General features: G+C 44.9%; 12 protein-coding genes. 2 read left to right on the top strand and 10 right to left on the bottom strand.

Annotation, left to right across the window (positions count from 1 at the left end):
• Nucleotides 1–2: 2 nt before the first annotated feature.
• From B0I21_RS03050 to B0I21_RS03040, 3 genes are all read right to left on the bottom strand, one after another.
• Nucleotides 3–1,949: a rhamnogalacturonan lyase gene (locus tag B0I21_RS03050; RefSeq protein ID WP_166637761.1), complete on the bottom strand. Its 1,947-nt coding sequence runs from the start codon at nucleotides 1,947–1,949 to the stop codon at nucleotides 3–5.
• A gap of 9 nt (nucleotides 1,950–1,958) precedes the next feature.
• The gene (locus B0I21_RS03045; RefSeq protein WP_133639016.1) at nucleotides 1,959–3,296 is read right to left on the bottom strand and encodes a rhamnogalacturonidase; all 1,338 of its coding nucleotides are present in this window, start codon (nucleotides 3,294–3,296) and stop codon (nucleotides 1,959–1,961) included.
• 422 nt (nucleotides 3,297–3,718) lie between these two features.
• Nucleotides 3,719–4,444, bottom strand: a complete 726-nt coding sequence (locus tag B0I21_RS03040; protein WP_243835931.1) for a dienelactone hydrolase family protein — start codon at nucleotides 4,442–4,444, stop codon at nucleotides 3,719–3,721.
• A gap of 344 nt (nucleotides 4,445–4,788) precedes the next feature.
• Between B0I21_RS03040 and B0I21_RS03035 the strand changes: the two genes are divergently transcribed.
• On the top strand, nucleotides 4,789–5,208 hold the full coding sequence (locus B0I21_RS03035; RefSeq protein WP_133639014.1) for a nucleoside-diphosphate kinase: 420 nt from the start codon (nucleotides 4,789–4,791) through the stop codon (nucleotides 5,206–5,208).
• A 64-nt stretch (nucleotides 5,209–5,272) separates the two neighbouring features.
• On the opposite strand, the gene B0I21_RS03030 is transcribed toward B0I21_RS03035, so the two are convergent.
• The 3 genes from B0I21_RS03030 to ruvX all read right to left on the bottom strand — a co-directional run bounded on the left by B0I21_RS03030 (nucleotide 5,273) and on the right by ruvX (nucleotide 6,930).
• Nucleotides 5,273–5,944 carry a DUF2490 domain-containing protein gene (locus B0I21_RS03030; RefSeq protein WP_166637760.1) on the bottom strand — a complete coding sequence of 224 codons (672 nt, stop codon included), beginning with the start codon at nucleotides 5,942–5,944 and terminating at the stop codon, nucleotides 5,273–5,275.
• A gap of 137 nt (nucleotides 5,945–6,081) precedes the next feature.
• The gene (gene ybeY, locus B0I21_RS03025; RefSeq protein ID WP_208292256.1) at nucleotides 6,082–6,516 is read right to left on the bottom strand and encodes an rRNA maturation RNase YbeY; all 435 of its coding nucleotides are present in this window, start codon (nucleotides 6,514–6,516) and stop codon (nucleotides 6,082–6,084) included.
• A 3-nt stretch (nucleotides 6,517–6,519) separates the two neighbouring features.
• On the bottom strand, nucleotides 6,520–6,930 hold the full coding sequence (gene ruvX, locus B0I21_RS03020) for a Holliday junction resolvase RuvX (RefSeq protein ID WP_133639012.1): 411 nt from the start codon (nucleotides 6,928–6,930) through the stop codon (nucleotides 6,520–6,522).
• Between the two features lie 102 nt (nucleotides 6,931–7,032).
• Between ruvX and def the strand changes: the two genes are divergently transcribed.
• Entirely contained in the window at nucleotides 7,033–8,259 is a 1,227-nt protein-coding gene (gene def, locus B0I21_RS03015) for a peptide deformylase (RefSeq protein WP_133639011.1), read from the top strand.
• Between the two features lie 60 nt (nucleotides 8,260–8,319).
• Here the strand turns inward: def and B0I21_RS03010 are convergent, their stop codons facing one another.
• The 4 genes from B0I21_RS03010 to B0I21_RS02995 form a co-directional block, all read right to left on the bottom strand.
• A complete protein-coding gene (locus tag B0I21_RS03010) occupies nucleotides 8,320–9,378 on the bottom strand; it encodes a glutaminyl-peptide cyclotransferase (protein ID WP_243835930.1) in 1,059 nt (352 codons plus the stop codon).
• 7 nt (nucleotides 9,379–9,385) lie between these two features.
• The gene (locus tag B0I21_RS03005; RefSeq protein ID WP_133639010.1) at nucleotides 9,386–9,742 is read right to left on the bottom strand and encodes a YraN family protein; all 357 of its coding nucleotides are present in this window, start codon (nucleotides 9,740–9,742) and stop codon (nucleotides 9,386–9,388) included.
• 4 nt (nucleotides 9,743–9,746) lie between these two features.
• Entirely contained in the window at nucleotides 9,747–11,735 is a 1,989-nt protein-coding gene (dnaG, locus tag B0I21_RS03000) for a DNA primase (RefSeq protein WP_133639009.1), read from the bottom strand.
• Nucleotides 11,736–11,830: 95 nt separating this feature from the next.
• Nucleotides 11,831–12,373 (bottom strand): LbetaH domain-containing protein, encoded by a 543-nt coding sequence (locus B0I21_RS02995; RefSeq protein ID WP_133639008.1) that lies wholly within the window; start codon nucleotides 12,371–12,373, stop codon nucleotides 11,831–11,833.
• Between the last annotated feature and the right edge of the window lie 621 nt (nucleotides 12,374–12,994).

Below are 12,994 nucleotides of genomic sequence, written 5' to 3'. Positions count from 1 at the left end.
ATTCATTCGTATTGGTGGGGCAATGATGACCGTTTAGGCACCGTAGGAGGTTGGGGCCTACCCGCTGCCGCCTTCTCCCCTCGCTCGGGATGGACAATTTTAACGGGCGGTGGTGACGGCTTATCCATTCCGACACCGAGATAATAGCCCGTGTGTGGGGGTTGGTTATAAGCAACATTTTGCCACACGACACTTAAACGGTATTGCGGGTCATGCATTAAGGTGTACAGTCGATGTTCTGTAGGAATAGTGGTGCTGTAAATGCGTAAAGATTGGTTGTCGTCGGCCCGCAGAATAAGTTCTTCCCGCCAATCACCCAAGATATCGGCACTTAAATTGGGCGTGCTTTTGGTTCCATTGATGGATGAAGCGCCATCTGCCCTGAAAATAATGCCTTCTTTGTACTTTTCGATATAGTTGCTATTCAGTAGTTCTCGGCTCAGGTCTCCATCCCACCAAATGAGAAAATTCGCCGAACTCGGCGCTATACCTATCGCGTTTCCCTTCATATCATATAAGGATTTTGATCCCAACCACCACATATAAGCGCCCCTATGTTCAGGATCTATGTTCCCCGCAACTCCGCGTGGCACGTCTTGGTCGATTGCGCCCTGGAAAATAATCTCGCCCGTACGGGCATCACGCAAGGCTGCGCCAATGCCTTTGCGTCCACCTTTAAGCTCATGGATTCCAAAGACCTCCAGTCCGGGCCTATCGGGGTCCAGATCGGAGACATGGAGTGCATCGCCATGACCTAACCCCGTACTGTATAATCCTGTACCATCATCATCAATGGTCATCGCGCCAAAAATTATTTCGTCTTTCCCGTCTTGATCAACATCGGCAACGGAGAGATTGTGGTAACCCTGCCCAGAATAAGGGTGTTCTGCCTTTTGGGTATCAAAAATCCAACGGCGTTGCAGTTTTTTGTCCTTAAAATCCCAAGCGACTAGGGCCGTGCGTGCATAGTACCCTCGTGTCATGACGATAGACGGATTTTTACCATCCAAATACGCAACTGCAGCTAGAAAGCGATCCGAGCGGTTTGCTTTGCTATCGCCCCAGCTGCGCAGATCCCCTCGAAGAGGTAAGTAGTCTACGGTATGTAGCGCTTCGCCCGTTAGGCCATCGAAGACTGTTAGAAACTCTGGGCCTTCCACAATACGTCCAAACGTTGGCGACTGTACCGTTGTATCGCGCCAATCGGCTTGCGCATCTCCAATAATATTGCCTAGTCCGTCCTTCGTTCCATCAGCCGTTTTGCAAACCAATTCGGCTCGGCCATCGCCATCCAGGTCATACAGCAGGAATTGGGTGTAGTGTGCCCCCTCCCTGATATTCTTGCCCAAATTTATTTCCCATAGTAGTGTACCATCCAGTTTGTAGGCTTGAAAGATGGGCTCGTCGGTTAAACCGTTGTGGGCATTATCGCGTGCTTTGCCCGTTTGATGGAGCACGATTTCATAGCTGCCATCACCATCTAAGTCGGCCACGGAGGCATCGCCCGGGGTATAGCCTAGGGGCGTGCGCAACGGAATTTCCAAGTATGGGCGAACGGGATCCTTTGCGAGTAAATGGATTGAAGCGGCTTCTATCTCTTGCTCATTTTGCACCTCCATCAGTGTGTAGGTGATGTCTTTACCATGATCTGCACTGTTATCCTGAAGGTTTGTCCCTTTACTTAAGGGCAGTTTATGGAGTCGCACACGCTGTTCGCCAGGGTATTGCCTATACACGGAAAATTGCTTATCGAAAGCATCGGTCGCGAGCAGCCTCCAGCTCAAAAACGTTGATTTTTCCGAAGTCTTAAGCGCTACTAAGCCGCGATCAAGAAATTCAACCAAACGTTGTGCATTGACCGTCTGCACCATGCCGAGCAGCAAAAGCAGCAACACGTGTGGAGATAATCTACAGCGCCGGATTCTTAAAAGGATAGCGAATGGTTGCATAGATCTTCGCTATTTTTGGAGCACTGGTTTTCCATTCACCCGTACATTATTCAATCGAAAATTTGTAATGTACGTTTGCCGAATATCGGACTGCTTCGACGCGTTTACCGTCAGATTATCAAAAGTGAAATTGGACAATCGATATTGATCAGACTTATTTACGTCGAACAGGATATCGCAATCCAACGTGACATGGCGCAGCGTGATATTGCGTGCATAAGATAGTTTGATGTCCTTCTCGCCTTTCAGATCGAAAAACTGCGTCCACGGCTTTACAAACAACAGGCTTTTGGCATTGCCGGTCACGTTCTCGATCAAGATATGCTCGTATTCTTGAGGTGTATCTGGCCGCATCTTTAGCTGTAGCATTTTTTTTGCTTTATCCAACGTGTTATTCCGGAAGATGATGTTGTAACTATGGATAGATTCGCTGCCGCAGGTCAATGCACTATGACAGAATCCGAATGCGCAATCTTCGATAATAATATTTGCGTTTTCTCCGTTATTGGGGTCTTTATCCGCTTGTGGCCCTTTGCCGCCCTTTAGCGCGATGGCATCATCGTTTACCGATAAGTAACAGTTTTTAATCAGTACATTTTTGCAAACATCCAGGTCTATGGCGTCGGAACTGGGTGCTTTGACGGGCTTTTCTGGAGCCGTGATGCGTAAATCTAGCAGTTTCAAATTTTCCACTTTATAATAGTGTGATGTCCAAAATGGTGAGTTTTTCATGTGTATGCCCGATACCTGCACGTCTTTGCTATTGGAAACATACAAAATGCGTGGCCGCATTTCATCCATATTGGTGCATTTTGGGTTGAATGTGCGGCGTAGCCAAAACGCCTTCCAATAGCGCAGTCCATTACCGTCCAAGGTTCCTTTCCCCGACACGGTAAATCCATCCACACGATCTGCATTTACTAGGGCTGAAAAGTACGTTAATGTTTGCCCTTCCATACGCGTCGTCCGCAGGGAAAAATCAGCAATATCATCACTTCCTTTCAAGGTTGCGCCTTCTTCGAGATGCAGGTGTGTATGCGGTTTAAAAAAGAGAGAACCACTCAGGAAGGTTCCGCGCGGTATAACGATGACCCCACCGCCCGCTTGATATGCCTTGTCAATCACGGCTTGGATCTTTTCGGTTTGTAAAATCGTGCTATCTTGCACCACGGCAAAATCCGTGATTCGATAAACTTTACCCAGATTGCCTATGCGTGTAGGCTCGATTTGCTTGAACCAGGGCGTAATGACGCTGCCATCGGGGAACCGATCTTGCGCGAATATGCGTTCTCGAAAACAGACAAACAGGAATACCCAACTTAGTATGACGATTTTGTTTCTTCTCATCTTTCGTTTAATTGATAGCGTATAAAGCAGCGTATTGGAATATTCCAACACTCGGGTTAGCACAAGCGCTGCCTAGTTTATAACTACTAAGCTATCAAGTAAGGAGGGCACGGGCAACCTGTGCTGTCCTGTTTTCACGAGCATGTGAATTGTTTTATCGGATAAGGGGCTCGTATCTGCTCGTCAGGTGTATTTATACATTTGTAATAAATTTGTTATGCTACGTGAAGAGAAACGTGTGGATGCGATATTGTAACCGATCTGGATCGCGATAGATGTATACCACTGACAGTCAATGACTATATATTGGCATGGATAGCTGTTAATGCTGTATCCAAAAAATAAGGGCAGCATAAGCGTGCCCTATCCTTTGTTTTTAAAAGGAACTGGTGTCTACAATTCTCAATCTAAGGGCGGGCTTTCTACTGCAACACTTCCGCTAAAAAAAGGAGGGTATGCTGCCACGCTCTGTCGGCCATTACTTTATTATAATCTGCTGAAGCTGGATCTGTAAAGGTATGCCCCGAATGCGCATAGGTAATCAATTGCCAATCGGCTTTTCCATCGTTCAACTCTTTTTTTAGCGCCTCTAATATTTCCGGCGTCACGCCTTTATCCTCCGCTGGATTTTCAACCAATATTTTGGTTGTAAGAGCAGCATTAGGTCTTGCTGGATCTTTGGCTAGTCCGCCGTGAATAGAGATGACACCCTTGACCGGAAATTGGGCACGCGCTGCTTCCAGCGCGCCGGTTCCACCAAAACAATAGCCGATCACGGCGATTTTATCGGCTTGTGCTCCAGCTTTTTTAAGCTCCTCCAACGCCAAATGTATGCGCTGTTGATAGGCTTTATAGTCACTTTTGTATGTTCCCGCAATTTTGCCCGCGGCGGCGTTATCCTTGGGAACGTTACCTTCGCCATAGATATCCGCGATAAAGGCAACATACCCTTCTTTTTCCAACGCTAGGGCAGCGTCTTTGGCTTCTTGATCAATTCCTTTCCATGCCGGAAGAATAAGCACACCAGGTTTATTATTTCCGACTGCGGTAGTTACCAAACCATTCAATTTTTGCGCACCGTCACTATACTTTACCTGTTTCAATTCCTGAGCCGACAGCCCAACGCTTAGTCCAACTAAGCATATCATTATCATAAGCTTATACATATCAAATCTATTATCTATTATCTATTATCTATTATCTATTATCTATTATCTATTATCTATTATCTATAAAAGAACTAACTACTATTTCCTAGGATTGTTTTTATGCTATTCAACTTTTTTAGCCCGCAAAAAAAGTTAATCGTTTGACCCGTCAGCAGTTACCCAATATCAGATGTCCATGGGGGAATACGTGAAGCCCGCGCTATGAAAAAGGGTCAACAAGCCTTAACAGCATCCCTTTAATAGCGAAAAAGCTGCCACTTTCATGCGATTGATGTACGGTAAAGAACAAGGTTTTTGCTAACTTTGTGAAAATTATTGATACAATGGCAACAAATAGAACTTTTACCATGATTAAACCCGATGCGGTGGCAAACGGGCATATCGGATCCATTTTAAATGACATTATTGCTGGCGGTTTTAAGATCGTGGCTATGAAATATATTCAACTAACTTCAGAGTCAGCTGGCAACTTCTACGCCGTGCACAAAGAGCGTCCTTTTTATGCTGATCTGGTTAAATTCATGACTTCGGGCCCTATCGTAGCAGCGATCTTGGAAAAAGATAATGCTGTCGAAGATTTCCGTACATTGATAGGTGCTACCGATCCTAAAAAAGCAGAAGAAGGTACGATTCGCAATAAATATGCAGAGTCGATCGAGGCAAATGCTGTTCACGGTTCAGACTCGGACGAAAATGCCGAAATTGAAGGAAACTTCTACTTCTCTCAATTCGAAAGATTTTAACACAAGAGGCTTAGGCCTCTTTTTTTTTGCCCTTCTGAATTAAAAGCCTGATTTAAATGGGTTGTTATAATTTAAATTGATGGTGCAACGATAACAAAAGATTGTTTGTGCCAGCATTGCTTCCTATATGTTGCCGCATGTACCCTAGCTGTATACCCAAATTATCAGCAAGCTTGTAGCCAACGCCGCCATAAAGTCGATTGCGATCAAATACATCGGCACCGCCTGCAAAAACATTCACGAACACTTCATTATAGAATGCCAGATATGTTCCGCCCTTCATCATTTTTGATTGGGTCAGGGGAACGTCAAGAAATAGGCAATACCGTGCTCGACCCCGCAAATTTCCTTTCATAAATCGTTCTTCGGTGCGGACGCGGTGCCTAAAACGTAAGATATCCCAATTATGCTGAATAAGCGCTTCCTGATAGATTCTGTTTTCAGAAAACGGCAGGTTTGGCGAGCCTTCGCTTTCGCTATAAACGTACGCATAGCCCATCGTTAAGTTTATGGCTCTGGCAGCACGATATTGTAGACCGAAGCGAAGCAAGGTCTGCTGGTGGTCGCCTATTATCTTATAATCCCGAAGCTGCAATTCATGATGAATGGAAAACTTGCTGTTTGGAATGGCTGTATTTCCGAAATAGATACCCCATCCCTGCACGCTTTGCCCATGCAGTAAAATGGGCGTAAAAAAGATAAATAAGGCTGTAAGCCACACGCAAAAATGAACCATAGAAAGCCTAGTTGACGACACAAAGATATCCATCAATGTGAGCAATGAAGGCGCCTGCCTGTAACAATATGCTTGTACAACATATATTTATAGGCGAACGGAGCGCGTTAAGCTTCGGCACAGAGTTGGTCTGGCAATTAAAAATCGCGCTTCTTCAGGTATTCGTTTTCTTTCCTAGTCATCTGCTCTTTATCGGCTTTGCTCTTATCTAGAAAGCCGCAAAGATGAAGCACACCGTGTATAATGACGCGATGCAATTCATCTCTCTCCGAAACGGAAAATTTTGCTGCATTCTCTGCCGTACGCTCGACTGAAATAAAGATATCGCCAGCTATCACATCCTCGTGTTCAGAAGAATCAAATGTAACGATATCTGTGTAGGTGTCATGATCAAGGTATTGCTTGTTTATCTCCAGTAGATAGGTATCATCGCATAAGATAAAATTAAGTTCGCCAATCCGTCTAAACCCTTCCGCCTTGACCACGTTGGCGATCCAGCGTCGAAGATTCTGTTTTTCTTTAATGGTATAATTAATGCCTTCGCTAAAGAATAAAATATCCTTCAATGCCATATATTAAATTTTTGTTTCCATAAATGTTTGTAGAATAATGGTGGCCGATACGGTGTCTATCAAGCTCTTATCCTGTCGTTTGCTTTTGTTCTTCCCGCTTTGCGCGATGACTTGTGAAGCCATTTTAGAAGTGAAGCGTTCGTCCACTTCTACTACGTTGATCGTAGGAAAGGTTTTCCGCAGTTTACGCACGAAACCCACGACGTACTGCGCAGATTGGGAAGCCGAGCCATCCATCTGCAGCGGCTTGCCGACGACAAATGTTTCGACCTGCTCTGTCCTGAGGTAATCTTGTAAAAAGCGGAAAATTTCATCGGGGTGTACTGTGGTTAAGGCGGTCGCAATAATCTGCATAGGGTCGGTGACTGCGATGCCAATCCTTTTCGTTCCGTAATCAAAAGCCATGATGCGCATATTCCCTGTCCGTTTTGTACAAAAATACAAATCCCGATGCATCATCCCGACAGAGAAAGGAAATAAAATAATCTATATATTTGATAGATTTTTAAAAGACACATGAGATATACGTATATTTTTACATTCCTGTTGATCAATTTGGGTCTTGCATTCGGGCAAAGCCATTCCCAACAGATTGAATCGTTTAGACAACAACAACGGAAAGCCTTATCGCAAGAAAACAAAGGGCCCATCGCAGCGCAGAATCTGCAGTTCCTCCATTACTTCCTTCCCGATACAACATACAAGACGGTCGCCAACGTGTCGTATCTGTATGATGAACCGACTTTTCGCATGCCTACATCGGACGGCACAAGTAAGGAATTTAAGCGGTTTGCCGAGCTAACGTTCACATTAAAGGGGCAGCAATTTACCTTGCCTATTTACGAAAACGTAAGCCTATTTCAATCAAACCTAGCATCATCTTACCTATTTTTTCCTATCTTAGATCGTACTACCGGCGAAACGACTTACGAGAGTGGTCGCTACATCGATGTAAAAAAGGAGGATATCAAACAAGGCAAGTTGCTTATTGACTTTAATAAGGCCTACAACCCATATTGTGCCTACAGCTCCGGTTACAGGTGCCCACAGCCACCAAAGGAAAATTATTTGGACATTGCCGTAGAAGCCGGAGAGAAAAAGTACACAGGACCAAAAAATCAACGGGAACAAGACAACAGCATGGCGAAGAATTTCAACGATCAAGAAAAGAAGCTTATTTCGGCCGGCAAAGCTGAAGAAAAAATGTACGTACTGCAGACCACTGTAGCAAAAGACTCCACGATCTTACGCACGCAATCAGAAGACGTAAAATATGATGATACGACGCTGGATCTGTTGGCCGCACGGATGCTGGCTACCGTGCAAGACCCGGACCATCCCGGTGTAGGTATAGCTGCTCCGCAGGTGGGCATCAACAAAAACCTCATATGGGTGCAGCGGCTAGATAAGGTGGATGAGCCGTTCGAATTGTATATTAATCCAAAGATAGTTTGGCGTTCACAGCTGTTGCGCAAAGGCGCTGAGGGCTGTCTATCCATACCCAATCGAAGGGAAGATGTGATCCGAAACTATAGTATAAAACTACAGCATGTCGATAAAAAGACCGGGAAAAATGTGGAGGAGTTGATCGAAGGGTTTACGGCTGTCATCTTCCAACACGAGGTTGATCATCTTTACGGCATTCTTTTCCCTGATCGCTTGGAAGAGCAGGAACAAAAAGAATCGGTTTTGCTTAATGAGCGTTTGGAATTTTATATGGGCAAAGGAACTATTGTGCCTTAGCGGACGAAGATATTGCCTTCAGCAGGTGTAGCAAGAAACCTGCTGAAGGCAATTTTTATACTAGCGTTCTACCACTTTTATTTCATAAACTTTATCCCACTGTTTTCCAGTTACCAAAACATTTTTGGTCGCGCTGTCATAGGCAATACCGTTAAGCTCTTTATCGGTTTGCGAGGCGTGGGTGTGCAGACCCATCAGGTTTAGCTGCCCTTCTACGACGCCTGTTTTAGGGTTGATAATCACAATGATATCTTTCCCGTACACATTTGCATATACTTTACCGTCGATGTATTCCAATTCGTTTAAGGCATCTTGCGCGCCCTCACTGTTGTAAACGGATACAAAGCCTGTTTCCTGATAAGTCTTCGCATCCAGGAAATACAGCTTGTTGGAACCATCAGACTTGATCAGCCGCTCGCCGTCGTAACAAAGCCCCCACCCCTCTTTACTATTTTGGTAAGCGAAAGATGCGACTTGTTCGAATGTTGTTTTGTTGAGCACTAATCCCTCGTTATTGAGCCACATTAACATGACGATGTTGTTGCCCACAATAGTCATTCCTTCTCCGAAGTAGTCTTGGCCATTTGCGCTTTTCCCCACAAACTCTTTCTTCTGCAAGACGTTGCCCGATTTTAGATCGACACGGCGGACTGATGAGATCAGTTGGCTACCCGCTCCCGTTGACTCGTACAAGAAGCCGCCATTATATTCTAAGCCTTGTGTAAAGGCCTTTGTATCATGCGGGTATTCGTTGATCTTTTCGAAGGCATATTGCTTCGGTGATTCCGGAACAATGGTGACATTGCTGTAGGCAATTTCTTCTTTACCCGCTTTATATACTTTCGCCACAAGATTCCGTGCTCCCAAACCCACAGTTTCGGTATCTAACATCACAACGGAGGTATCCTGCTTTCTATCCAAAAGCTCCCCATCAACTGAGTAAATGACGGAATCGATGGTTGTATCGGGAAATTGCATCCGCACGGCAACCTTCTGTCCTAAGACAATTGTCTCTCCCGACTTGGGAGACAAAAACTCAAATTTGCCTTGTTGGGATTTACATCCGATAAACAACAATGCACCTGCCGCGAATACGCCTGCTATTTTATTTATTTTCATCTTCTATTTAATTACTCCAAAAAGCATCTTTAATTAATTCTATTTGGTGTTCTTGACCTAAATACACCGATACAATATCAAAACGAATTTCCCCTTCATGGTTAGAAAGTGCCAAGTAGGTGTCTGCAGCTCGTATCAATAAAGCTTGCTTACGGCCATCAACAAAGGTCTCAGGGGTTCCGTAGTGTATAGACGTTCTGGCTTTCACTTCAACAAAAACTAAGGTTCCCCCGTCTTTCGCAATGATATCTACCTCGCAGTAGCGATCCCGCCAATTCGTGGTAACGATCTTGTAGCCTTGACTGCGCAAGAAATCCGCGGCCATTGCCTCTCCACGTTTGCCGTCATCCAAGTGCTTTGCCATATCCTTATTTTACTACGATATTTCCCAAAAATGTACCTAAAAGTTTCTCTGCTTCTTTCAATTTCTGGTATTTTGAAATCAAGATTTCCATATCTGCATCTGCTCCCCCCGCTTTAAGTTCGTCCCGTACTTTGATCATCTCGCGTTCTACCTTGCGTTTTTTGATTCTATAGACTGCTTGGATCGTCAATTCTTTTAAATGTTCCCGTTCCAAGGAGACATAAATTTTACGTTTATCGTCATTCCAATTTGGACTCAGCTCGTAGGGTGTGGATACGCAGGTGATTGCCAAATCCTGCACCTCTTTATCTTCGTGGGAGAAGAAAAACTTCGCTTCGGGTATTTCGAAATCCTCGGCCTTTTTCTTAAACACATCGACAATGAACGCACTGGGCTTATCTTCAAAAGTGACATCGTCAAGGGCGCTCAACAATAATGGCGCCACCGGCACATCGCCATCCCCTTCCCAAGTGGCCATTTCCGCACCATAGTTTAACAAGATACGCACGATTTCCCGTTCCTGAAGGATTTCCGCCGTGATGACCTGCGGGCTTTCGCTGGGCGGCAATCCGATCTCTGTTCGTTCGGCTTCCGTCAAAAAGAAATCTGCCGGAGGCATATCCAGCGGCGGACCATCGCCGAAAGAGGGTCTTGGTGCGGCCTGCTCTTTCTTTTCCTGCGCCTTCGCCTTTTGCAGGCGCATCTTGTTCAGTTCGGTGAGCAGTACCCGTTCTTCGATATCCAACAGTCTCGAACATTGTTGAATGAAGACTGATACCTTTATTTCATCCGGAATGAGTGCTATACTCTGCACCACCTCGCGTATAACCTCGGCCCGCTTTATAGGGTCTCCGCCAGTGTCTTTTAAAAGGATACTGGTTTTATAGAAAATGAAATCTTCCTGATGTTTGTCGATGTACTCTTTAAATGCCGTAGATCCATATTTCTGTACATAGGAATCTGGGTCATTGCCATCCGGAAATAGCAGCACCTTCACATTTAACCCCTCTTCCAAGAGCATGTCCGTTCCGCGTAGGGAGGCCTTTATACCTGCTGCATCACCATCGTAAAGGATAACGACATTTTTAGTGAAACGCGCTATTAACCGAATCTGGCCAGTGGTTAGCGATGTTCCCGATGAAGAGACGACGTTCTCTACCCCCGCTTGATGCATGGATATCACGTCGGCGTAGCCTTCCACGAGATAACACGTATCTTTGTCCATGATTGCCTTCTTCGCGAAATTCAGGCCATACAGCACATCAGACTTATGGTAAATCTCACTTTCCGGCGAGTTAACATACTTCGGAACGGATTTTTCCGTCTTTAAGGTTCGGCCACCATAACCGATAATACGGCCCGTCAAATTATGGATAGGAAACATCACCCGCCCCCGGAAGCGATCGTAGATACTACCGTCATCACGCTCTATAGATAGCCCGATTTCTTTGAGGTAATCTTTATGAAATCCGGCGGCAACGGCGGCATCAGACATAATAGTCCATTGATCTGGCGAATAGCCTAAATCGAATTTCTTGATAATCTCCTCGCGGTATCCGCGCTCTTTGAAATAGGACAAACCTATGGACTGCCCTACTTCAGTGTTCCAGAGTTGCTCTTTAAAGTATTTACCCGCCCAGGCGCTAAGAACGTAGAGACTCTCGCGCTTATCTTGTGCGGCAAGCTGAGCCGGAGAGCGTTGTACCTCTTCAATAGGCACATGGTATTTATCGGCTAAATAGCGAATTGCCTCGGGATAGGAATATTTTTCCAGCTCCATGACAAACTTGAGCGAATCACCGCCTGCACCACAACCAAAACATTTATATATACCCTTTGCCACAGAGACGTGGAAGGATGGCGTTTTTTCATTGTGAAATGGGCAATTGCCTATTAAGGATGTACCTCGTTTCTTTAAATCCACAAAATCACCAACGACCTCTTCGATCCTCGCCGTGTCTAACACCTTCTCAATCGTTTCCTTTGTAATCATGAATCTACTATATCCCTATACGTTTGTTAAGCCTGAGCATCCTTTAAAAACTAAAGCAAGTTACACAGATGAAAAATAAAAAGCAACAAGGAAACTTAGCCGGAAATGTGGCTATTCGGGGGAATGATTGTAAATGGAGCTAAAGTAACCTCGTTATCAACGACACTGTTTGCCCCGATTTCCACTCCTTCACCTACCAATACATTTGATCCGATGTGTACGTTAGCGCCGATGTTTACGAAATCTTCAATAATGGTATTGCTGTGTATAACGGCACCCGAATCGATTAAGACCTGCTGGCCAATTTGTACATCTGGCATCAGCACGGCCTTCGCAAAAATCACCGTTCCGGCTTCCACCTCCGTATGTTTGGAGACATATGCATCGGGATCCACCAATACCGGGAAATTGCGCAACGACAGATCCTCGAATGTGCGCTTACGTAACCCTGCATTTCGAATAGCCAGTACATAATTAGCCTCGCTATCGTACTGATGGTTTAACTCCACATAATAACCTAGCACGCTATCTAACAGTAAGGATTTGTCTATACATCCTTCAACAGCAATATCAAGCCGCTCCAAAAGGTCTATAGTCATTTTTGCCTGTGCCGTAGCACCATATACATATATTGCCATAGCTGCAAATTTAAAAAAGTATATGATAAACGGGTAGTGCGTAATGCGTAATGAGATAGTATAGATTTTAGTAGATAGTACTAGTAGGTAGATTGGGTAGTGGGTAATGCGTATTGAGATTAGATGTTAGTAGATAGTACGTAGTATGTAGACTGGGATAGTGGGTAATGCGTATGGCGTAGTGAGTAGTGGGTAATGCGATTTGAGATACGAAGTGTGTTAAAGTGGACGTCCTTGCGAGCCGGAGGAACGAGGGCGCGGCAATCTTGCGTGTGGAGTAGTGCGTAGTGGGTAATGGGTAATGAGATTAGATGTTAGTAGATAGTACGTAGTAGGTAGATTGGGATAGTGAGTAATGCGTGGTGGGTAGTGAGTAGTGGGTAATGCGTATGGCGTAGTGAGTAGTGGGTAATGCGAATTGATATATGAAGTGTCTTAAAGTGGACGTCCTTGCGAGCCGGAGGTACGAGGGCGCGGCAATCTTGCGTGTGGAGTAAGATCTGGTACAGTGCACAATCCTTTTGAATTTTTACTTTTTACTTTTTAAAAAACAAAAGCCCGTTATCTTTCGACAACGGGCTCCGTATTAAATTCGGCACCGACCTACTCTCCCACCTGTTA

Source organism: Sphingobacterium paludis (assembly GCF_004364125.1).
Lineage (GTDB): Bacteria > Bacteroidota > Bacteroidia > Sphingobacteriales > Sphingobacteriaceae > Sphingobacterium > Sphingobacterium paludis.
Note: the sequence above shows the minus strand (reverse complement) of the source record. Positions and strands in the feature narration are given on the sequence as shown.